The sequence below is a fragment of the Xanthomonas massiliensis genome, assembly GCF_900018785.1.
Classification (GTDB): domain Bacteria; phylum Pseudomonadota; class Gammaproteobacteria; order Xanthomonadales; family Xanthomonadaceae; genus Xanthomonas_B; species Xanthomonas_B massiliensis.
In genome coordinates this window covers 1,039,005-1,058,443 of the sequence record NZ_FCOY01000006.1, presented here as the reverse complement: position 1 = coordinate 1,058,443, position 19,439 = coordinate 1,039,005, and the positions used below count along the sequence as shown (strand labels likewise).

General features: G+C 70.5%; 21 protein-coding genes. 3 read left to right on the top strand and 18 right to left on the bottom strand.

What is annotated here, in order from left to right; all coding sequences use genetic code 11:
• Nucleotides 1-86 precede the first annotated feature (86 nt).
• The 12 genes from recX to rlmE all read right to left on the bottom strand — a co-directional run bounded on the left by recX (nucleotide 87) and on the right by rlmE (nucleotide 12,666).
• On the bottom strand, nucleotides 87-569 hold the full coding sequence (gene recX, locus BN3794_RS07755; protein ID WP_066095691.1) for a recombination regulator RecX: 483 nt from the start codon (nucleotides 567-569) through the stop codon (nucleotides 87-89).
• A 101-nt stretch (nucleotides 570-670) separates the two neighbouring features.
• Nucleotides 671-1,702: a recombinase RecA gene (gene recA / locus BN3794_RS07750; protein ID WP_066095688.1), complete on the bottom strand. Its 1,032-nt coding sequence runs from the start codon at nucleotides 1,700-1,702 to the stop codon at nucleotides 671-673.
• 175 nt (nucleotides 1,703-1,877) lie between these two features.
• Nucleotides 1,878-2,522: a transcriptional repressor LexA gene (gene lexA / locus BN3794_RS07745; RefSeq protein ID WP_066095686.1), complete on the bottom strand. Its 645-nt coding sequence runs from the start codon at nucleotides 2,520-2,522 to the stop codon at nucleotides 1,878-1,880.
• Nucleotides 2,523-2,573: 51 nt separating this feature from the next.
• A complete protein-coding gene (gene ubiB / locus BN3794_RS07740) occupies nucleotides 2,574-4,250 on the bottom strand; it encodes a 2-polyprenylphenol 6-hydroxylase (protein ID WP_066095679.1) in 1,677 nt (558 codons plus the stop codon).
• 28 nt (nucleotides 4,251-4,278) lie between these two features.
• Complete coding sequence (locus BN3794_RS07735; protein WP_066095676.1) at nucleotides 4,279-4,779, bottom strand: CinA family protein; 501 nt, start codon at nucleotides 4,777-4,779, stop codon at nucleotides 4,279-4,281.
• A 102-nt stretch (nucleotides 4,780-4,881) separates the two neighbouring features.
• On the bottom strand, nucleotides 4,882-6,186 hold the full coding sequence (locus tag BN3794_RS07730) for an MFS family transporter (RefSeq protein WP_066095673.1): 1,305 nt from the start codon (nucleotides 6,184-6,186) through the stop codon (nucleotides 4,882-4,884).
• A 165-nt stretch (nucleotides 6,187-6,351) separates the two neighbouring features.
• Nucleotides 6,352-7,698: a ribosome rescue GTPase HflX gene (gene hflX, locus BN3794_RS07725; RefSeq protein WP_066095669.1), complete on the bottom strand. Its 1,347-nt coding sequence runs from the start codon at nucleotides 7,696-7,698 to the stop codon at nucleotides 6,352-6,354.
• On the bottom strand, nucleotides 7,685-7,960 hold the full coding sequence (gene hfq, locus BN3794_RS07720) for an RNA chaperone Hfq (RefSeq protein ID WP_066095666.1): 276 nt from the start codon (nucleotides 7,958-7,960) through the stop codon (nucleotides 7,685-7,687). The genes hflX and hfq overlap by 14 nt, the downstream gene beginning before the upstream one ends.
• 72 nt (nucleotides 7,961-8,032) lie before the next feature.
• Entirely contained in the window at nucleotides 8,033-9,019 is a 987-nt protein-coding gene (gene miaA, locus BN3794_RS07715; RefSeq protein WP_066095662.1) for a tRNA (adenosine(37)-N6)-dimethylallyltransferase MiaA, read from the bottom strand.
• On the bottom strand, nucleotides 9,019-9,915 hold the full coding sequence (gene folP / locus BN3794_RS07710; protein WP_066095659.1) for a dihydropteroate synthase: 897 nt from the start codon (nucleotides 9,913-9,915) through the stop codon (nucleotides 9,019-9,021). The genes miaA and folP overlap by 1 nt, the downstream gene beginning before the upstream one ends.
• A gap of 126 nt (nucleotides 9,916-10,041) precedes the next feature.
• A complete protein-coding gene (gene ftsH / locus BN3794_RS07705) occupies nucleotides 10,042-11,979 on the bottom strand; it encodes an ATP-dependent zinc metalloprotease FtsH (protein WP_066095656.1) in 1,938 nt (645 codons plus the stop codon).
• A 57-nt stretch (nucleotides 11,980-12,036) separates the two neighbouring features.
• On the bottom strand, nucleotides 12,037-12,666 hold the full coding sequence (gene rlmE / locus BN3794_RS07700; RefSeq protein ID WP_066095653.1) for a 23S rRNA (uridine(2552)-2'-O)-methyltransferase RlmE: 630 nt from the start codon (nucleotides 12,664-12,666) through the stop codon (nucleotides 12,037-12,039).
• Nucleotides 12,667-12,732: 66 nt separating this feature from the next.
• On the opposite strand from rlmE, the gene yhbY reads away from it, so the two are divergent.
• Nucleotides 12,733-13,038: a ribosome assembly RNA-binding protein YhbY gene (yhbY, locus tag BN3794_RS07695; protein WP_066095650.1), complete on the top strand. Its 306-nt coding sequence runs from the start codon at nucleotides 12,733-12,735 to the stop codon at nucleotides 13,036-13,038.
• A 13-nt stretch (nucleotides 13,039-13,051) separates the two neighbouring features.
• The gene (locus BN3794_RS07690; protein ID WP_066095648.1) at nucleotides 13,052-13,429 is read left to right on the top strand and encodes an Mth938-like domain-containing protein; all 378 of its coding nucleotides are present in this window, start codon (nucleotides 13,052-13,054) and stop codon (nucleotides 13,427-13,429) included.
• An 835-nt stretch (nucleotides 13,430-14,264) separates the two neighbouring features.
• On the opposite strand, the gene BN3794_RS07685 is transcribed toward BN3794_RS07690, so the two are convergent.
• Genes BN3794_RS07685 through surE form a run of 4 tightly spaced genes read right to left on the bottom strand, consistent with a single transcriptional unit; the run spans nucleotide 14,265 to nucleotide 17,144 of the window.
• Nucleotides 14,265-15,053: a peptidoglycan DD-metalloendopeptidase family protein gene (locus tag BN3794_RS07685; protein ID WP_066095643.1), complete on the bottom strand. Its 789-nt coding sequence runs from the start codon at nucleotides 15,051-15,053 to the stop codon at nucleotides 14,265-14,267.
• A complete protein-coding gene (locus BN3794_RS07680; RefSeq protein WP_066095640.1) occupies nucleotides 15,053-15,667 on the bottom strand; it encodes a YqaA family protein in 615 nt (204 codons plus the stop codon). The genes BN3794_RS07685 and BN3794_RS07680 overlap by 1 nt, the downstream gene beginning before the upstream one ends.
• A 14-nt stretch (nucleotides 15,668-15,681) precedes the next feature.
• A complete protein-coding gene (locus tag BN3794_RS07675) occupies nucleotides 15,682-16,359 on the bottom strand; it encodes a protein-L-isoaspartate(D-aspartate) O-methyltransferase (RefSeq protein ID WP_066095637.1) in 678 nt (225 codons plus the stop codon).
• Nucleotides 16,356-17,144 carry a 5'/3'-nucleotidase SurE gene (gene surE, locus BN3794_RS07670; protein ID WP_066095634.1) on the bottom strand — a complete coding sequence of 263 codons (789 nt, stop codon included), beginning with the start codon at nucleotides 17,142-17,144 and terminating at the stop codon, nucleotides 16,356-16,358. The genes BN3794_RS07675 and surE overlap by 4 nt, the downstream gene beginning before the upstream one ends.
• A gap of 93 nt (nucleotides 17,145-17,237) precedes the next feature.
• Between surE and BN3794_RS07665 the strand changes: the two genes are divergently transcribed.
• Complete coding sequence (locus BN3794_RS07665; protein ID WP_066095631.1) at nucleotides 17,238-17,780, top strand: Smr/MutS family protein; 543 nt, start codon at nucleotides 17,238-17,240, stop codon at nucleotides 17,778-17,780.
• Between the two features lie 79 nt (nucleotides 17,781-17,859).
• On the opposite strand, the gene truD is transcribed toward BN3794_RS07665, so the two are convergent.
• Nucleotides 17,860-18,936 carry a tRNA pseudouridine(13) synthase TruD gene (gene truD, locus BN3794_RS07660; RefSeq protein ID WP_066095628.1) on the bottom strand — a complete coding sequence of 359 codons (1,077 nt, stop codon included), beginning with the start codon at nucleotides 18,934-18,936 and terminating at the stop codon, nucleotides 17,860-17,862.
• Nucleotides 18,933-19,421, bottom strand: coding sequence for a 2-C-methyl-D-erythritol 2,4-cyclodiphosphate synthase (gene ispF, locus BN3794_RS07655; protein ID WP_066095626.1), 489 nt, complete (start codon nucleotides 19,419-19,421; stop codon nucleotides 18,933-18,935). The genes truD and ispF overlap by 4 nt, the downstream gene beginning before the upstream one ends.
• Nucleotides 19,422-19,439 lie beyond the last annotated feature (18 nt).

The window sequence follows — 19,439 nt, the reverse complement described above, 5'->3', positions numbered from 1 at the left end:
GGGCTGTACCGGCGCCGGGTCTTCCCATCTGGGGACGGCCACGCTGCGGCGCAACGGAGCCGCCAAGATTAACAGGCCCGGGCGGTTCAGTCGTCAGGACCGCCGCGTATCACCCGCCACAGGATATCGGCCGGGAAACCGCGCCGGGCCAGCAGGTCGATCGCCTTGCGCCGCCGGGCGGGATCTTCGGGCACTCCCCCGAAGCGCCGTTGCACCAGCTCGCGCGCATTCGCTTCCCAGTCGCCCTCGTACCCGGCCATCGCCTGTTCGATCAGCTCGCCGGGCAGGCCGTGGGTCCCCAGTTCCGCACGCACGTGCAGAGGGCCGTAACCGCCCCCGGCACGGCTGCGCACCAGCGACTCGGCGAAACGGGTGTCATCCTGCCAGCCCTCGCCGGCCAGGCGCTCGACCGCTGCCTGCGCCTGCTCCGGCTCGATGTCGCGGGCCTCGAGCTTGTTCACCAGCTCGCGCCGGGAGTGCTCGCGCCGTACCAGCAGCCCCAGGGCCCGTTGCAGGGGCGTCTGCTCGCGCGGACGCCTGCGTCGGGAAGATGGCGTGTCCTCGTTCATGACCGGATGCCGGAAGTCGCCGTCCCTGGCGCTGTCCCTTCCTGGACCACATGAGCCTGCCGGGCAGCGGCGTCACTGACTCCGCCGCCGCCCGGGCGGACTCAATCCTCGTCGGCGCCGTCCTCCTCGTGGGGAGCCTCGGCGGGCTGGAACTTCTCGCGCAGCTCGGCCTCGATCTTGGCCGCGACCTGCGGGTTTTCGCGCAGGTAGTTGCGGGCGTTGTCCTTGCCCTGGCCGATGCGCTCGTCGCCGTAGCTGTACCAGGCACCGGCCTTCTCCACCAGCTTGGCATCCACGCCCATGTCGATCAGTTCGCCCTCGCGGCTGATGCCCTCGCCGTACAGGATCTCGGTGATGACCTGCTTGAACGGGGGCGCCAGCTTGTTCTTGACGACCTTGATCTTGGTCTGGTTGCCGATGATCTCGTCGCCCTTCTTGATCGAGCCGATGCGGCGGATGTCCAGGCGCACCGAGGCGTAGAACTTGAGCGCATTGCCGCCGGTGGTCACCTCCGGGCTCTGGCCGGGCATCATCACGCCGATCTTCATGCGCAGCTGGTTGATGAACACCACCAGCGTGTTGGAGCGCTTGATGTTGCCGGTGAGCTTGCGCAGCGCCTGGCTCATCAGGCGGGCCTGCAGGCCGGGCAGCTGGTCGCCCATCTCGCCCTCGATCTCGGCCTTGGGCGTCAGCGCCGCGACCGAGTCGACGACCACGATGTCCACCGAGCCCGAGCGCACCAGCATGTCGGCGATCTCCAGCGCCTGCTCGCCGGTGTCCGGCTGGGACAGCAGCAAGTCGTCCACGTTCACGCCCAGCTTGGCGGCGTAGATCGGGTCCAGGGCGTGCTCGGCATCGATGAAGGCGGCGGTGCCGCCCTTCTTCTGGCACTGGGCGATCGCCTGCAGGGTCAGCGTGGTCTTGCCCGAGGACTCCGGCCCGTAGATCTCGACCACGCGGCCCTTGGGCAGGCCACCGATGCCCAGGGCGATGTCCAGCATCAGCGAGCCGGTGGGAATGGCTTCCACCGGCTCGACCACGCGGTCGCCCATGCGCATCACCGAGCCCTTGCCAAACTGCTTCTCGATCTGGCTCAGGGCCGCGGCCAGGGCGCGCTTCTTGTTTTCGTCCATCGTGGTGGTCCTCGTCAGTGAACTCGGTTGGGAGGCACTCTACGCGTGCCGTATCGCACAGGCTGAGACAGGCTCGCCGGGCAGTGGAAATGTCGCCCCAGGCACCTGCCCCGGCCAGCGGCGGAAACGTGGCCGGGACGTCGGGGAACACCGCGGCCGTGCACGGGAAAAGGCATCAGCGATTGGGGCGGACCAGGCCGCAGTACAGGCCCTCGATGGCGAAGTCCTGGTCCGGGCGCACCTCGATCGGGGCGTAGTCGGGATTGCGCGGCAGCAGGCGGATGCGGTCCTTGCCGATCCGCAGCAGCTTGACGGTGATCTCCTCGTCGATGCGGGCGACCACGATCTGCCCGGAACGGGCGTCGCGGGTGCGGTGCACGCCGATGAGGTCGCCATCGAAGATGCCCTCGTCGCGCATCGAATCGCCCTGCACCTTGAGCAGGTAGTCCGGCGAAGGCGAGAAGAACACCCGATCCAGCACCACGTAGTCGTCCGAGCCGATGTCGGCACCGATCGGCGGACCGGCCGCCACGCGTCCGAGTACCGGCAATCGCAGTGCCTGGCCGTCGTCGTTCGCCGCATCCGCTGCGGTGCGTTCCTGGGTGGCCGGCGTGGCCAGCACCTGCAGGCCACGGGCACGGCCCGGGATGCGCCGGATCGCCCCGGCCTGCTCCAGCGCCTCCAGGTGGTATTGCGCCGCCCGTACCCCGCTGAAGCCGAACGCGCGGGCGATCTCGGCCTGGGAAGGCGGCAGGCCCTCGTGCTCGATACGCTCGGCGATCATGGCGAGGATCGCCTGCTGGGTCGGGGTAAGCTCCATGGTTAGTAGTAATACTACTAACGCCGCCCGCGGCGCAAGTGCCCTGCCCGTTCAGCGGTTGCTGCGCCAGATCGAGAACAGGATCCAGACCCCGCACAGCGCCGCGCCGACGAAGCCGGCCACGCCGATGGCCAGCAGCCAGCGGCTGGCGATGCCGCCCACGCTGTTCATCACGATCGAGGAGCCGATGATCAGCGCGGCGGTGACGATACCCATGGTCAGGCGGTTGATGGCCCGGTTGATCTGCTCGCCGAAGCCCTGCAGCGAACTGGTTTCCACATGGATCTGCAGGCGCCCGCCGCGGGCCATCTGCAGCAGCCGGCGCAGGTCGCGCGGCAGCACCCCGAGCAGGTCCAGGGTGGCCGACAGGCTGCGCCGTGCGCGCTTGAGCAACTCGCGCGGGGAGTATTGGTGCAGGATGGCGCGCTGCAGGTAGGGCTTGGCGGCGCTGGCCATGTCGAAATCCGGGTCCAGCTGCCGGCCCATGCCTTCCAGGCTCAGGAAGGCCTTGATCATCAGCGCCAGGTCCGCCGGCAGGGTCAGCGCGTAGGCGCGCAGGATCCCGGCCACGTCGCCGAGCACGGCGCCCATGCGCAGGTCCTTCAGCGGCAATCCGCGGTACTGGTCCACGAAGACGCCGATCTCCTGCTGCAACTGGACCTCGTCCACCTCGGTGGCGCCCTGGGTCCACTCCAGCAGCACGTCGGTGACCGACTCGGCGTCCTGCACCACCACGCCGTTGAGCAGCTGGGCGATCTGGAAGCGGCGGCGCTCGGCGATGCGCCCGACCATGCCGAAATCGATCAGGCCGATGCGCCCGTCGCGCATGTAGAAGATGTTGCCGGGATGCGGATCGGCGTGGAAGAAGCCGTCCTCCAGCACCATCTTGAGCACGATGCCGGCGCCGCGCCGGGCCAGTTCGGCGCGGTCGAGCCCGGCCGCATCGACCGCGGCCAGGTCCATGCCCGGGATGCCGTCGACGAAGTCCTGCACGTTGAGCGTCTCGCAAGTCCACTGCCAGTGCACCTGCGGGATCAGCAGCTCCGGATGGCCGGCGAAGTTGGCGGCGATGCGCTCGGCGTTGCGGCATTCGGCGACGAAATCCAGCTCGCGGCGCAGCGATTGAGTGAACTGCTGGACCACCTCGGTGGGGTGGTAGCGCTTGAGGTCCGGCGCCTGGCTCTCGACGATCTCGGCCAGCCGCGCGAGCAGGCGCAGGTCGGCCTCGATGACCTCGCGGATGCCGGGCCGGCGCACCTTGAGCACCACGGCGCGGCCGTCCTGCAGCCAGGCGCGGTGCGTCTGCGCCAGCGACGCGGCGGCCAGCGGTTTTTCGTCCAGGTACTTGAACACCTGGTCCGGCGGGCCGCCCAGGTCACGCTCCAGCTGCGGGCGGATGGCCTCGAACGGCAGCGCCGGCACCGCGTTCTGCAGCTTGCTCAGCTCGTTGATCCATTCCGGCGGCAGCAGGTCCACGCGCGTGGCCATGACCTGGCCGAGCTTGACGAAGGTCGGCCCGAGATCCTCCAGCGCCCGCCGTACCCGCGTGGGCGCGGACATGCGCAGCAGCTCCTCGGTATCGTTCCAGTGCAGCAGGCGGCCGGCCTTCTCGAGCACGTCGGCCATGCCGATGCGCCGCACCACGTCGCCGAAGCCGTAGCGGATCAGGACCGAGGCGATCTCCTGCAGGCGCCCCAGGTCGCGTACCGTGCCCAGCGTTTCCCACATCGACGGCATCAGCACGGCTCCGGGCGGGTCATGCCTGCAGCTGCCGCAGCAGGCCGGACAGGGCGGTGGCGACGGTCTGACGGCGCACTGCCTCGCGGTCGCCGTCGAAGCGGAACACCTGGGCGTCGGTGTAGCCGCCGCGGCGTTTCCAGGCGATCCACACGGTACCGACCGGCTTGTCCTCGCTGCCGCCACCGGGGCCGGCGATGCCGGTCACCGCGACGGCCACGGTCGCGCCGGAATGGGCCAGCGCGCCGGCCACCATCTCCGTGGCCGTCTCGCGGCTGACCGCGCCGGTGGTTTCCAGCGTATGGGCACGCACGCCAAGCAGCGCCTGCTTGGCCTCGTAGCTGTACACCACCAGGCCGCAGTCGAACCATCCGGAGGAACCGGGCACGTCGGTGATGGCCTTGGCGATCCAGCCGCCGGTGCAGCTTTCGGCGGTGGCCACCTGCGCCCGCAGGGTCTGCAGGCGCTGCCCCAGGGCGTGCGACAGGTTCAGGAGCTCGCGATCGTCGGGAATGGGCATGCGCGTTCCGGAGGTGGGCCGCGCCTATTTAGCCCGAACCGGCGCGCATTGTCTTGCCCTGCCCGCCGCCGGAAGGCGCAGGGCCTTCCGGCGGCGGCACCCTCAATGGTCGTCGTGCAGGTAGGACGCCTTGCGCGGCAGGCGCATGCTGACCAGGAACGCCAGCACCATCATCACCGTCACGTACCAGAAGAACGTCGATTCGTGGCCGACCGACTTCAACTTCAGCGCGACGAACTCGGCACTGCCGCCGAACAGGGCGTTGCCGATCGCATAGGCCAGCCCGACGCCGAGCGCACGCACTTCCGGCGGGAACATCTCCGCCTTCACGATGCCGCTGACCGAGGTGTACAGGCTGACGATGGCGAGCGCCACCACGATCAGCAGCAACGCCATCCAGGGACTGGACACGTACTGCAGCGTGGTCAGGATCGGCACGGTGAACAATGCACCCAGCGCGCCGAACAGCAGCATGTTGTTGCGCCGGCCGATGCGGTCGGAAAGCATGCCGAACAGCGGCTGCATGCACATGTACAGGAACAGCGCGGCGGTCATGACGTTGGTGCTGGTCTTGATCGGCAGGTGCACCGTGTTCACCAGGAACTTCTGCATGTAGGTGGTGAACGTGTAGAAGATCAGCGAGCCGCCGGCGGTATAGCCGAGCACCGTCAGGAACGCGGGCATGTGGTTGCGGAACAGGTTGGACAGGCTGCCTGCCCCCTTGGCCGAGCGCTTCTCCTCGGTCTGGGTCTCGGTCAGCGTGCGCCGCAGCAGCAGCGCGATCAGCGCCGCGATCGCGCCCACGACGAACGGGATGCGCCAGCCCCAGGCGCGGATCTCGTCCTCGGTGAGCAGCACCTCGATGATGCCGATCGCCAGCACCGCCAGCAGCTGTCCGCCGATCAGGGTGACGTACTGGAACGAGGAGAAGAAGCCGCGCTGGCCGCGCAGGGCGACCTCGCTCATGTAGGTGGCGGTGGTGCCGTACTCGCCGCCCACCGACAGGCCCTGCAGCAGCCGTGCCAGCAGCAGCAGCGCCGGTGCCGCGACGCCGATGCTGGCGTAGGTCGGCAGGCACGCCACCATCAGCGAGCCGAAGCACATCATCACCACCGAGATCAGCAGCGAGGTCTTGCGCCCGTAGCGGTCGGCGATGCGCCCGAACAGCCAGCCGCCGATGGGCCGCATCAGGAAGCCGGCGGCGAACACGCCCGCCGAGTTCAGCAGCTGGACGGTGGGATCGGCCTTGGGGAAGAACGCCGCGGAGAAATACAACGCGGTGAAGGCGTAGACGTAGAAGTCGAACCATTCCACCAGGTTGCCGGAAGAGGCCGCCATGATGGCGAAGATGCGATGGCGCTTTTCCTTCGCCGTGTAGTGCGGCACCGTGTTGCCGGTATCGGACATGGACAAACTCGCGATGATGGGGTGAGGGCTCCGTCCGGAGCCAGCGTGCAGGCTACCCCTTGCAACGCGAAAAGTCCGCAGCCGGAACCGGCTGTGGCGGCCGGCCGGGCTAACCCATTGGTCTTACTCCCGCCTTCGCCATCCGGATGCCGGCGCGGCCGGGCATCAGTAGTCCGGCTCCGGTGGCGGCAGCAGGGGCTGCAGGAGCTCGCCCCCGGCATCGGCCGCGAGCCGGTTGGCCTCGGCCAGCGGCATGTCCACGCGCAGCTGCCAGCCACCCTGGTCGTCGGCGTGCTCGGCCTGGACCACGTCCAGCGCATGCAGCCTGGCGCGCAGGCGGCCGGCCGTCGGCGGCAACCGCAGTTCGCCGCTCACGCGCTGCACGCCGAGGCGGTGCCCCAGGGCCTGTTCGAGCAGGTCCAGCCCGCGGCCATCGCGCGCGGAGATCCACACCCGCTCGCGCGGGGCGTGCTCGGGCGAGCCGTCCTGCGCATCGTGGCGCGGCTCGGCACCCTCGATGCGGTCGATCTTGTTGAATACCAGCAGCTGCGGAAGGTCGCCGGCTCCCACCACCTGCAGCACCTCGTCCACCTGGGCGATGCGCTCGTCGTGCTGCGGATCGGACGCGTCGACCACGTGCAGCAGCAGGTCGGCCTCGCGTGCCTCCGACAGCGTGGAACGGAAGGCCGCGACCAGCTCGTGCGGCAGGTCGCGCACGAAGCCGACCGTATCGGCCAGCACCACCTGCCCGCCCGGGATCGGCGCGCGCCGTACCGTCGGGTCCAGGGTGGCGAACAACTGGTCGGCCGCGTATGCCTCGGCGCCGGCCAGCACGTTGAACAGGGTCGACTTGCCGGCATTGGTGTAGCCGACCAGCGCCACCCGGGGCAGTTCGCTGCGCACGCGGGCACGACGCATCTGGGTGCGCTGCACCTCGACCTTGTCCAGGCGCTTCTGCAGCTGCTCCACGCGCTTCTGCAGCAGGCGGCGGTCGGTTTCCAGCTGGGTCTCGCCGGGACCGCGCAGGCCGATGGAACCGCCGCGCTGGCGTTCCAGGTGGGTCCAGCCACGCACCAGGCGCGTGGCCAGGTGGCGCAGCTGGGCCAGCTCGACCTGCAGCTTGCCCTCGTGGCTGTGCGCACGCTGGGCGAAGATGTCCAGGATCAGCCCGGTGCGGTCGATCACGCGCCGCTCCAGCGCCCGCTCCAGGTTGCGTTCCTGCACCGGCGAGAGCGTGTGGTTGACCAGCACCAGGTCCGCGCCGGTGGCATCGGCGGCGGCCTTGACCTCCTCCACCTTGCCGCTGCCGATCAGCGTGGACGGGCTGGGCCGTTCGATGCGCGCGGTGATGGTGGCGGCGATGCTCGCGCCGGCCGAACGCGCCAGGTCGGTGAATTCCTCGAGCACGTCTTCCTGCAGAGGCCCGCCGGCGAATGGCTGGATCAGCAGGGCATGCTCGCCCTTGCGGGTGCGCTCGCCCGCAAGGGTGTCGCCATGGTCAATCGGCGGCATCGTCGTCCGCTGCCGGGGACTCGTTGGTCTGCACGTAGCCACCGCCAGGGCCCACGCGCACGTTGCGCGCCGGCACCACGGTGGAGATGGCGTGCTTGTAGACCATCTGGCTGACGGTGTTGCGCAGCAGGACCACGAACTGGTCGAAGGACTCGACCGTACCCTGCAGCTTGATGCCGTTCACCAGGTAGATCGAGACCGGAACGCGCTCGCGGCGCAAGGCGTTGAGGAAGGGATCCTGAAGGGACTGTCCCTTGGACATGAATGGACTCCGTTTATTGTTATTGTCGGTCTTGCTTCTGCCCGGGCTCCCCGCCCGGACATTGGCGCGATGTTACACGTCCGCGCCCGTACGTCCGGTGACCGGATCGCCAAGAAACAGGTCGATGGCCTCGTCGAGTGCGCCGCGCTGGCCGAGTGGGTCGAACCAGCGCAGCTCCGGGCGCCCGCGCAGCCAGGTGAGCTGGCGCTTGGCCAGCTGCCGGGTGGCGTGGATGGCGCGATCGCGGAAACCGGCCAGGTCGCCCTGCCCGTCCAGGTACTCCCAGGCCTGGCGGTAGCCCACGGCGCGGATTGCCGGCAGGTCCAGCGGCCGCGCCACTTCGCGCATCTGCGGCAGGGCGCGCAGGCGCTCGACCTCGGCCAGGAAACCGGCCTCGATCATCGCCTCCAGGCGCCGGGCGATGCGTTCGTGCAGGACCGCGCGCTCCGGGGGCGCCAGCACCAGGCGCAACACCCGCACCGGCAGTCGCCCACCCTGCGGCGGCATCGCCTGCCATTGGCTGATCGGGCGGCCGCTCAGGCGGTACACCTCCAGTGCCCGCTGGATGCGCTGCGGATCGCCGGGGCGGATGCGCGCGGCGGCGAGCGGATCGACCTGGGCCAGTTGCGCATGCAGGGCCGGCCAGCCGACCCGTACGGCCTCGGCCGCGATCCCCGCGCGCACGCCGGCATCGGCAGCCGGCATCGGCGAGAGCCCCTGCAGCAAGGCCTGGAAATAGAGCCCGGTGCCACCGGCCAGGATCGGGAGGCGCCCGCGCGCCAGGATGGCGTCGATGGCGGCACGGGCATCGACGGCGAACTCGGCGGCCGAATACGTCTGCCACGGGTCGCGCAGGTCCAGCAGATGATGCGGCACGCGCGCCTGCATCGCCGCATCCGGCTTGGCCGCGCCGATGTCCAGGCCGCGGTACACCAGCGCCGAATCGACGCTGACGATCTCCCCGCCCAGGCGTTCGGCCAGGGCGATCGCCACCGCGGTCTTGCCCGAGGCGGTGGGACCCATCAGGGCGATCGCCGGGGGCCGCGTATCGACCGGCATCAGTCCTCGTCCGGCCAGCGCGGGGCGACTACCGGCTCGCGGCGCGGAGCCGGAACGTCGGCCACGGCCTGCCACACCTTCAGCGCGTCCACGGTCGCCGCCACGTCGTGCACGCGCAGGAGGCGGGCACCTCGCTGGGCCGCGAGCAGGTGCGCGGCCACGGATCCGGCCACGCGCTCTTCCGGGACCTGGCGGCCGGTGATCTCGCCGATGCTGCGCTTGCGCGACAGCCCGGCCAGTACCGGCAGCCCCAGTTCCGCCAGTCCCTCCAGCCCGGCCAGCAGCGCCAGGTTGTGCGCGGTGGACTTGCCGAAGCCGAAGCCGGGATCCAGCACCAGGCGCCGGCGCTCGATACCGGCCATCTCCGCGGCGAACACGCGCTCGGCCAGGAAGCGCCGCACTTCGCCGACGACGTCGTCGTAGGCCGGTGCCTGCTGCATGGTGCCCGGCTCGCCCAGCATGTGCATCAGCACCACCGGCACGCCGAGCTCGGCCGCCGCTTCCAGCGCGCCCGGCTGGCGCAGGGCATAGATGTCGTTGACCATGCCCGCCCCGGCCGCGACCGCCGCCCGCATCACCTCCGACTTGAAGGTGTCCACGCTGATCGGCAGCCCGGTCTGGCGGACCAGGCCCTCGACCACCGGCACCACCCGGGCCAGTTCCACCTCCAGCGGCACCGGCGCCGCGCCGGGCCGGGTGGATTCCCCGCCCACGTCGAGGATGTCCGCTCCCTCGGCGGCCAGGCGCAGGCCATGGGCGATGGCGGCCTCCGCGGTGGCATGGCGGCCGCCGTCGGAGAACGAATCGGGAGTGACGTTGACGATGCCCATCACCCGCGGCCGGTCCAGCCGCAAGGGGCGCCCGAGGCAGTCCAGGGTCGGTGAGGTGTCGAACATGGCGTGGTTCCAATGCCGCCAGCGGCGTGGCGAAGGCGTCATTGTCGCCCGGCGGCGGGCGCAAACGGCAAGGGCCGGGAAATCCCGGCCCTTGCATGGCATGGCGTGGACTGCAGGGCGGAGGGCTCAGGTCTGCTCGGCAGGCCCGGCGATCGGCGGCACCGGGCGCGCGCTGCCGCCCTTGTCGTTGTTGCCGCCGTCCTTGCCGGACTTGGTCCAGCCCTGCGGCGGCGGCGGCTCGCGGCCTTCCATGATCGCGTCGATCTGCGGCGCATCGATGGTCTCGTACTGCAGCAGCGCCCTGGACATCGCGTGCAGCTTGTCGATGTTGTCGGTGAGGATCTGGCGGGTGCGGCCATAGGCCTTGTCCAGGATGGTGCGCACCACCTCGTCGATCTTGCGCGCGGTGTCGTCGGAGACGCTCTTGTGCTGGGTCACCGAGCGGCCCAGGAACACCTCGTCGTCCTCCTCGCCGTAGGCGATCGGCCCCAGCTCGTCGGACAGGCCCCACTTGGTGACCATGTTGCGCGCCATCTTGGTGGCGCGCTCGATGTCGTTGGAGGCGCCGGTGGTGACCTTGTCCTCGCCGAAGATCAGCTCCTCGGCCACGCGCCCGCCGTACAGCGAGCACAGCTGCGACTCGATGGCGACCTTGTTCATCGAGTACTTGTCGCCCTCGGGCAGGTACATGGTCACGCCCAGGGCACGGCCGCGCGGGATGATCGTCACCTTGTAGACGGGGTCGTGCTCGGGCACCAGGCGGCCGACGATGGCGTGGCCGGCCTCGTGGTAGGCGGTGAGCGTCTTCTCCTCCTCGCTCATCGCCATCGACCGGCGCTCGGCACCCATCAGGATCTTGTCACGCGCCCGGTCGAAGTGGTCCATGCGCACGTCCTTGGCGTTCTCGCGCGCGGCGAACAGCGCGGCCTCGTTGCACAGGTTGGCCAGGTCGGCACCGGAGAAGCCGGGGGTGCCGCGGGCGATGACCATCGCGTTCACGTCCGCATCCAGCGGCAGCTTGCGCATGTGCACCTTGAGGATCTGCTCGCGGCCGCGCACGTCGGGCAGGCCGACCACCACCTGGCGGTCGAAGCGGCCCGGGCGCAGCAGCGCCGGGTCGAGCACGTCGGGGCGGTTGGTCGCGGCGATCACGATCACGCCCTCCCCGCCCTCGAAGCCGTCCATCTCCACCAGCAGCTGGTTCAGGGTCTGCTCGCGCTCGTCGTGGCCGCCGCCCAGGCCGGCGCCGCGATGGCGGCCGACCGCGTCGATCTCGTCGATGAAGATGATGCACGGGGCATGCTTCTTGGCCTGCTCGAACATGTCGCGCACGCGCGAGGCGCCGACGCCGACGAACATCTCGACGAAATCCGAGCCGGAGATCGAGAAGAACGGCACCTTGGCCTCGCCGGCAATGGCCTTGGCCAGCAGCGTCTTGCCGGTGCCGGGCGGGCCGACCATCAGCACGCCGCGCGGGATCTTGCCGCCGAGCTTGGTGAACTTGGACGGGTCGCGCAGGAAGTCGACCAGCTCGGACACCTCCTCCTTGGCCTCGTCGCAGCCGGCCACGTCGGCGAAGGTGACCTTGATCTGGTCCTCGCCCTGCAGCTTGGCGCGCGACTTACCGAAGGCCATGGCGCCCTTGGCGCCACCGCCGCCGCCCTGCATCTGGCGCATGATGAACAGCCAGAAGCCGATGATCAGGATGACCGGCAGGAAGTTGAGCACGATCGACCAGAAGCTCGGCCCGCTGGCGGGCTTGGCCCGGGTCATGTCCACGTTCTTGCTGTAGAGCACGTCCACCAGCTTGTCGTCGCGCGGACCGTAGACCAGCCCCTCGCTGCCGTCGCTGCGCTTGAAGCGGATCGCGTTGACCGCAAAGCCGCTCTCGTCGGTGAAGTCCACCGAGCGGACGCGGCCGTTGTCCACGTCGTGCAGGAACTGGCTGTAGCTGATCGTGTCGCCGCCGTTGCCGGCCAGGCGCGGCGAAAAGCTCTGGAACACCACCATCAGCACGACGGCGACGACCACCCACAGCAACAGATTCTTGGTCAAGTCGTTCATCCTCATCGGCTCCGCGGGTTCCTTCGGGTGCTTGCGTTCTTCAAGGGCGTCTGCAGCTTACTTCATCTGGGTGCGCTTGCCCCGGCCGAGGGCGTAGACCTCCGGCGAGCGCTTGCGCGAGGCCGCCGGCTTGCGGATCACCACCTTGTCGTAGCGACGCCGCAGCTGGCGGATGTAGTCGTCGAACCCGACGCCCTGGAACAGCTTGATCAGGAACGCCCCGCCCGGCTTGAGGTGGTTGTCGGCGAAATCCATCGCGAGCTCTGCCAAGTGCATCGCCCGCGGCTGGTCCACCGCATCCACGCCACTCTTATTGGGGGCCATGTCCGACAACACAAGGTCCACGGGCTGCTCGCCCAGCATGGCCTCGAACTGCGATAGGACGGTTTCTTCCCTGAAGTCGCCGTGAAGGAACTCCACGCCCGCCAGGGCCGGCATCTCCAGGATGTCCAGCGCCAGCACGCGGCCGCGCTCGCCCAGCTGGCGCCGCACCTGCTGCGACCAGCCGCCCGGGGCCGCGCCCAGGTCCACCACCACCATGTCCGGCTTGAGCAGCTGGTCGCGCTCGAGCAGCTCCTCCAGCTTGTAGGCCGCACGCGAGCGCATGCCCTCGCTCTGCGCCTTCTTCACGAAGGGATCGGCGAAATGCTCCTTGAGCCAACGCTGGCTGCTCTTGCTGCGGGACATCGGGGCTGCGGCGGGGGCGGTCGTCCATGATACCCTGACACCCCCTGATTGCCCGTGTTTTCTCGAATGTCGACTGTCCTGACCCCGGCCCAGACCCGTTTCCTCCGCGGCCAGGCGCACGGACTCAAGGCCCTGCTGCAGATCGGCGGCAAGGGCCTGACTCCGGCCTTCGTCGCCGAGCTGGACGTGGCCCTGGAGCACCACGAGCTGCTCAAGGTCAAGGTCGCCGCGGAGGACCGCGAGGCCCGCGACGCGCTGATCGACGAGCTGGCCGAGCGCAGCGGCAGCGCGCTGGTGCAGCGGATCGGCCACATCGCCGTGCTGTACCGTCCGGCCCGGGAGAAGCGGCAGATCATCCTGCCACGGGCGTGACTGCGGAGGCGCCATGCAGCTGAGCCGCGAATTGCCCGACTACACCTACGCCCTGCGTTCGGCCGGCGGCCACCAGGCACGGGTCAACGAGCGGGTACTGGACCGCAGCTTCATCCTGGCCCCGGACACGCTGGTCGAGGACTGGCCGGTTCCCACGGATGCCGCGGCCCTGCAGCCCGCCGACCTGGAGCCGGTGCTGGCGCTGCAGCCCGCCCTGGTGTTGCTGGGCACCGGCGAGCACCAGGTGTTCCCGCCGGCGGCGGTGCTGGCGCATTGCCTGGCCCGGGGCATCGGCCTGGAAGCGATGAGCAACGATGCCGCGGCCCGGACCTATTCGGTGCTGGCCGGCGAAGGCCGGCGGGTCGTGGCGGCGCTGATCCTGGCGGGCTGAGGCCGCGCCGGGCCCGGCCGGCCATTCGCCTTCCATTGGGCAATCGCCCGCTCTGCGCAAGGTCGGTCCAGCTGCAGCCTGGATACCACTTCGCAGTCGCGATACTGCAGCGCTGGTCCGGACAGCCGCGAAGTCAGGCGCTGCACCGGGGAATCGTGTTGCCGAATCTCGTCGCGGCCATGGTGTGCCCGGAAGCCGGGCGAGCGCGACCCGGCACACCTGGCCGGTCGGCGGCGCGAGGCCGAGGTTTCGTCGCGGAGGGGGAATCTCGAGATGGCATCGCGATAGGCCGGCGCGCTCTCCTACGGGGAAGCCGGATCTCCGGCGTGCAGGCATGGCGGCAGCGGCCTGCCAGCGAGCACCGCGTCGAGCGACAGTTGCCGATGCATCGTCGTCCCGCCCTATCGCTTCATCCGGTACCGCAGGACGACCACCGGCTTGCCGTGGTAGCGGGCGGTCCTTTGGACCGTGCGCCCTGGAGCGCCCGGCACGCCGGGGCCGGGGATCCAACCGATCCGACCGCGGCGCCCTCTTACCTTCTGGAAAGGTATAGCAACGGGCAGGTCGACTTGCCGTTGTAGCGGGCGAGAGGACGCCACTTGCGGTCCTCCGCGCCGTGTGTCCTGGAGCGCCCGGCACGCCAGTGCCGGGCCGGGGATCCGCCCGATCCGGCGCTGGCGCCCCTTACTTCCTGGGAAGGTACAGCAGCGGATCGACCGGCTTGCCGTTGTAGCGGGCGAGAGGACGCCGCTTGCGGTCCGCCGGGCCGCCGTGCGTCCTGGAGCGCCGGCACGCCAGTGCCGGGCCGGGGATTCGCCCGATCCGGCTGCGCCCATTACTTCCTGGGAAGGTACAGCAGCGGATCGACCGGCTTGCCGTTGTAGCGGATCTCGAAATGCAGCAGGTCGCGTGCGGCGCCGCTGCGTCCCATCTCGGCGATCTGCTGCCCTGCCTTCACGCTCTGTCCCTCGGACACGAGACGCTTGCGGTTGTGGCCGTAGGCCGAGAGCCACTGCTCGTTGTGCTTGATGATGATCAGCTCGCCGTAGCCGACCAGGCCGTTGCCCGAGTACACCACCACGCCGTCGGCGGCGGCGCGCACCGGCTGGCCGCTGGAACCGGCGATGTCGATGCCCTGCTTGGTCGTCTCGCCGGCCACGAAGTTGCCGACCACCGCGCCGTCGGCCGGCCAGCGCCAGCTGAAGCCGCTGCTCGGCGGCGTCGCCACCGGCGGAGCCGGCGTCGCGGCGGGCGCGCTCGACGGGCCGGACGGCCGCACCGTCGTGGCCGCGGCGCTGCCGGCCGGATACAGGCGCAGCGTCTGCCCGGGATAGATCGTGTTCGGCGAGGACAGGTTGTTCCAGGCCACCAGGTCGTTCGGGTTGATGTCGTAGCGCCTGGCGATGGCGTACAGCGTGTCGCCGCGCTGCACCTTCACCGTCGCCCCCGGCCGTGCCACGGAGCGCACCGGGGTCGCCGATGCGGCCGAGGACGGGCCGGAACCGCCGCCGGAAGCGGGCCGCTTGACCACGGTGGCGGTGCCGCAGCCCGCCAGCAGCGCCGCCAGGGCCATGCCGGCCAGCAGCGGGCGGCCGTGGCGCAGGAAAAACCTGTTCTTGTTCATCATCCGAATTTCGCTCTCCAGATCAGCCACAGCACCCCGGCGCCCAGCAGGCCCGAGGCGATCCAGCCCAGCGGCTCGATCCACCGGTGCAATGCAGCCTCGGCGCGTTCGCCGCCCAGGCGGATGGCGCCGGCCACCAGGTACACCCGCTTGCCACGGCCGACCAGCATGCTCGCCAGGAACGGCAGCACCGGTACGCCGACGATGCCCGAGGCCCAGGTGAATATTTTCAACGGAATGGGCGTGAAGCCCGCGAGTACCAGCAGCCAGAATGCCTTCCACGGCGACTGCGCCACCACCTGGCGCAGGTGCTCGACCTGGCCGTCGATGGCCTGGCGCCAGCCCAGCCATTCGATCAGCGGCTGTACCGCGGCATAGGCGAAATGCCCCAGGGTGTAGCCGACCAGCGCGCCGGCCAGCGAACCGGCCAGGCTGATCGTGGCGAACCACAGGGCGCGCCGCGGCTGCGACAGCGACATCGGCGCGAGCATGATCTCCGGCGGCACCGGGAAGACCACCGCCTCGGCGAAGCTCAGCCCGCCCAGGAACCACGGCGCGCGCGGATGGCGCGCCCAGCGGATCGCGTGTTCGTACAGGGGGCCGAAGATCTTCATGGGTACGCGTCCGTTCAGTCCAGCAGGCCGGGCAGCAACGGCACGAAGCTCACCGGGTCCATCTCCAGCGACCGGATCGTCCCGTCCGTGTCGCGCTCCATCAGTACCAGCGCCTGGCCGCCGGCGCCACCGACCGGCGCCAGCAGGCGCCCGCCCGCGCGCAGTTGCCCGAGCAGCGCGTCGGTCAGTGCCGGCGCGGCGGCGGTGACCACGATGGCGTCGTACGGGCCGTACTCGATCCAGCCGGCGCGGCCGTCGTCGTGCTTGCTGCGCACGTTCAGGCCGAGCTGGCGGAAGCGCTTGCGCGCCTGGCGCAGCAGTTCGCCGATGCGCTCGACGGTGTACACCTCCACCCCGAGCGCGGCCAGGATTGCGGCCTGGTAGCCCGAGCCGGTGCCGACCTCCAGCACCTTCTTCGGCGCGATCGCCATGGCCAGCTCGGTCATGCGTGCCACCACCCAGGGCTGGGAGATGGTCTGCCCCAGGCCGATCGGCAGCGCGGTGTCCTCGTAGGCGCGCGATGCCAGCGCCTCGTCGATGAACAGGTGGCGCGGCACCACGCCGAAGGCGGTGAGCACGGCCTCGTCGACGATTCCGGCTTCGCGCAGGCGCGCCACCAGTCGGTCGCGCACGCGCTGCGAGGTCATGCCGATGCCGATGGCCTCGGGCTGCAGCCGCAGGCGCGCGGTCATGCCGCCGCCCCGCCGGCGGCCAGCGCCGCGCCGAGCCCGTCCACCCAGCTGGCCACCTTCTCCAGCGCCTGGTAGCGGGTCAGGTCCACCTGGATCGGGGTGATGGAGATGTGGCCGGTGTGCACCGCGTGGAAATCGGTGCCCGGCCCGGCGTCCTGCTCGGGGCCGGCCGCGCCGATCCAGAACACGGTGTGCCCGCGCGGGTCGGTCTGCGGCAGGCACGGTTCGGAACGGTGGCGGTTGCCCAGGCGCGTGACCTCGAAGCCGCGCACGTCCTGCCAGGCGAGATCCGGCACGTTGACGTTGAGGATGGTGTCGGCCGGCAGCGGGTCGGCCTTGAGCCGGGCCACGATCTCCACCGCGGCCCGCGCGGCGGTCTCGAAGTGGCGCGGCTGGTGGTTGCGGCTGGCCAGCGACATCGCCACCGCCGGCAGGCCCAGGAAACGCCCCTCCATCGCCGCCGATACGGTGCCGGAATAGATGACGTCGTCCCCCAGGTTGGAGGCGTTGTTGATGCCGGAGACCACGATGTCCGGCTCGTAGTCGAGCATCCCGGTCAGGGCGAGGTGGACGCAGTCGGTCGGCGTGCCGGCGACCGAGACGGTCCGGGCATCCAGCCACTTGATCCGCACCGGCAGGTCCAGGGTCAGCGAATTGCTGGCGCCGGAACGATCGCGATCGGGAGCGACCACCATCACCTCGTGACCGGCGCGGCGCAGTCCATCGGCGAGTATCCCGATGCCGGGGGCATCGACGCCATCGTCGTTGGAAACCAGTACGCGCATGTCGCTCCTCGTGAAACCCGGGCATCATACCGGAAAGCGCGAAACCGCTTCCCCGTTTTTGCCCGCCGCGGCCCGTCCCGCTAGGCTGTGCGCATGCAAGACGATCCCGAGGACGACGACGATGCGGCCCTGTTCCGCGCCGCGATCGGCGAGGTGAAGCCGCTGCGCCATGCCCCGCGCGTCGCCGCTGGCGGCAAGCGGCTGCCGCCGCGCGCGCGCATGGCCGAGCGCGACGAGGCCGAGGCGCAGGGCGAGTTCGCGCGCCTGCTGGCCGGCAGTGCGCCGCTCGAGGCCGCCGACACCGCCAGCTATCGCCGCGACCACGTTCCCGGTCGGCTGCTGCAGCGGCTGCGGCGCGGCCAGTTCTCGGTACAGGACGAACTCGACCTGCACGGTGCCACCGCCGCCCAGGCCGAGGCGATGCTGCGCCAGTTCCTGGCCGAGGCCCATGCACGCGAATACGGCTGCGTGCGCATCATCCACGGCAAGGGGCTGCAGTCCGACGGCGGCCTGCCGGTGCTGAAGAACCTGGTGGACCGCCTGCTGCGCCAGCGTGCCGACGTCCTGGCCTTCCACTCCGCCCCGCCCGGCCAGGGCGGGACCGGCGCGGTGCTGGTGCTGCTGGCGCGGGACTGATCCCGTCCTGTCGGCACCGGGCACCCGCCCATCCCTTCCTACACCGATGCCCGCCGGTTTCCTCCACGATGGGCGCAACCTAGGCCGGCGGGTACTCGCGTTGCGGCTCGCCGGCCTCGCCCAGCTCGTGCAGCACGGCCGTGGCATAGCAGCCGGGCGGCAGCGCAAAGGCCAGCTCCAGCGACTGCGGATCGCGCCATTGCCACTGCAGGGCCTGCACCGGCAGGCGCAGGGCGCGGCGCTCCTGCTTGAGGCCGGCCTGCTCGAGGCCTTCGCGCAGCGCGAGTGCGTCCGGATCGGCCAGCGCCGCCTGCTCGAGCGCGGCGACCTCGCCGTCGCTGCGCGGTGCGCCGCGTCCCCACAGCGGCCCGGTCGGATGGATGTCGCCGCGTGCCAGCCGCTCGGCCAGCGCCTCGCTCCACGGCTCGGGGCCGAACACGCTGTGGCTGCCGTCGAGCATCCACACCTCGCCGGGAAGCCCGGCATTCCAGTCGCCACGTGCCACGCGCGCGGCCAGCACCCGGTTGAACAATTCCGAGCGCGCCGCCGACAGCAGCAGTGAGCGCTGGTCGCGGCGCATCCGGGGCGCCCCGCGCGCGCCGTCCTGGCCCGCACGCGCCTGCCCGAACATCGCCAGCGCGGCCGCGACGTTGCCGCCATCGCGGCCGAAACGCTGCTCGCCGAACCAGTTCGGCACGCCCTGCGCGGCCACTTGCCGCAGGCGCGCGTCGATGGCGGCCGGATCTCCCGCCACCTCGCGCAGCACCAGGGTGAAGCGGTTGCCGGCCAGCGCGCCGCGCTGCAGCTTGCGGTTGTGCCAGGTCGACTCCACCACCTGCAGCGCGTCGGAGGCCAGCGTGGCCGGATCGGGCGCGACCCGCCTGGGCAGGTGCACGCTGAAGCGCTGGGTGGTCACCGCGTGGCGGTCCTTCAGCCCGGCGTAGCTCACCGCCATTTCCGGTACCCCGGCCCACTGCGCCAGCTGGCGGGCGATGAACCCGGTGTTCTGGCCGCGCTTGCGCAGGGTCAGCAGCAGGTGCTCGCCCTCGCCGCTGGGCTCGAAGGCCGGCAGTTCGTCGACCTGGAAATCCTCCGGCGTGCAGCGGATGCGGGCCTGCAGCACGGCCTCGCCGAAGGCGCGCGGCAAGGCGTTCATGCGCGCACCAGCAGGGCCACCGCCTGCGCGGCGATGCCTTCGCCGCGGCCGGTGAAGCCGAGCTTCTCGCTGGTGGTGGCCTTCACGCTGATCCGGTCCTCCGGCACCTGCAGCAGCGCCGCCAGCCGCGCGCGCATGGCCGCCGCATGCGGGCCGATCTTCGGCCGCTCGCAGATCACAGTGATGTCGGCATTGCCCAGCTCCCAGCCGCGTTCGCCGGCCAGGGTGCGGCAATGGACCAGGAAGGCGGCGCTGTCGGCATCCTTCCAGCGCGCATCCGAGGGCGGGAAATGCTGGCCGATGTCGCCCAGCGCCAGCGCCCCCAGCAGCGCATCGCACAGCGCATGGATGACCACGTCGCCGTCGCTGTGGGCCAGCACGCCGCGCGCATGCGCCACGCGCACGCCGCCGATCATCAGGTGGTCGCCCTCGCCGAAGGCATGCACGTCGAAGCCCTGGCCGATGCGGAATTGCGGTTCGTTCATGGTGGGATCCTGCGTCCG

Bases quoted from the DNA above. Each gene is read 5' to 3' on its own strand.
- recX (WP_066095691.1), bottom strand. From the start codon at position 569: ATGAACGAGGACACGCCATCTTCCCGACGCAGGCGTCCGCGCGAGCAG.
- recA (WP_066095688.1), bottom strand. From the start codon at position 1,702: ATGGACGAAAACAAGAAGCGCGCCCTGGCCGCGGCCCTGAGCCAGATC.
- lexA (WP_066095686.1), bottom strand. From the start codon at position 2,522: ATGGAGCTTACCCCGACCCAGCAGGCGATCCTCGCCATGATCGCCGAG.
- ubiB (WP_066095679.1), bottom strand. From the start codon at position 4,250: ATGTGGGAAACGCTGGGCACGGTACGCGACCTGGGGCGCCTGCAGGAG.
- BN3794_RS07735 (WP_066095676.1), bottom strand. From the start codon at position 4,779: ATGCCCATTCCCGACGATCGCGAGCTCCTGAACCTGTCGCACGCCCTG.
- BN3794_RS07730 (WP_066095673.1), bottom strand. From the start codon at position 6,186: ATGTCCGATACCGGCAACACGGTGCCGCACTACACGGCGAAGGAAAAG.
- hflX (WP_066095669.1), bottom strand. From the start codon at position 7,698: ATGCCGCCGATTGACCATGGCGACACCCTTGCGGGCGAGCGCACCCGC.
- hfq (WP_066095666.1), bottom strand. From the start codon at position 7,960: ATGTCCAAGGGACAGTCCCTTCAGGATCCCTTCCTCAACGCCTTGCGC.
- miaA (WP_066095662.1), bottom strand. From the start codon at position 9,019: ATGCCGGTCGATACGCGGCCCCCGGCGATCGCCCTGATGGGTCCCACC.
- folP (WP_066095659.1), bottom strand. From the start codon at position 9,915: ATGTTCGACACCTCACCGACCCTGGACTGCCTCGGGCGCCCCTTGCGG.
- ftsH (WP_066095656.1), bottom strand. From the start codon at position 11,979: ATGAACGACTTGACCAAGAATCTGTTGCTGTGGGTGGTCGTCGCCGTC.
- rlmE (WP_066095653.1), bottom strand. From the start codon at position 12,666: ATGTCCCGCAGCAAGAGCAGCCAGCGTTGGCTCAAGGAGCATTTCGCC.
- yhbY (WP_066095650.1), top strand. From the start codon at position 12,733: ATGTCGACTGTCCTGACCCCGGCCCAGACCCGTTTCCTCCGCGGCCAG.
- BN3794_RS07690 (WP_066095648.1), top strand. From the start codon at position 13,052: ATGCAGCTGAGCCGCGAATTGCCCGACTACACCTACGCCCTGCGTTCG.
- BN3794_RS07685 (WP_066095643.1), bottom strand. From the start codon at position 15,053: ATGAACAAGAACAGGTTTTTCCTGCGCCACGGCCGCCCGCTGCTGGCC.
- BN3794_RS07680 (WP_066095640.1), bottom strand. From the start codon at position 15,667: ATGAAGATCTTCGGCCCCCTGTACGAACACGCGATCCGCTGGGCGCGC.
- BN3794_RS07675 (WP_066095637.1), bottom strand. From the start codon at position 16,359: ATGACCGCGCGCCTGCGGCTGCAGCCCGAGGCCATCGGCATCGGCATG.
- surE (WP_066095634.1), bottom strand. From the start codon at position 17,144: ATGCGCGTACTGGTTTCCAACGACGATGGCGTCGATGCCCCCGGCATC.
- BN3794_RS07665 (WP_066095631.1), top strand. From the start codon at position 17,238: ATGCAAGACGATCCCGAGGACGACGACGATGCGGCCCTGTTCCGCGCC.
- truD (WP_066095628.1), bottom strand. From the start codon at position 18,936: ATGAACGCCTTGCCGCGCGCCTTCGGCGAGGCCGTGCTGCAGGCCCGC.
- ispF (WP_066095626.1), bottom strand. From the start codon at position 19,421: ATGAACGAACCGCAATTCCGCATCGGCCAGGGCTTCGACGTGCATGCC.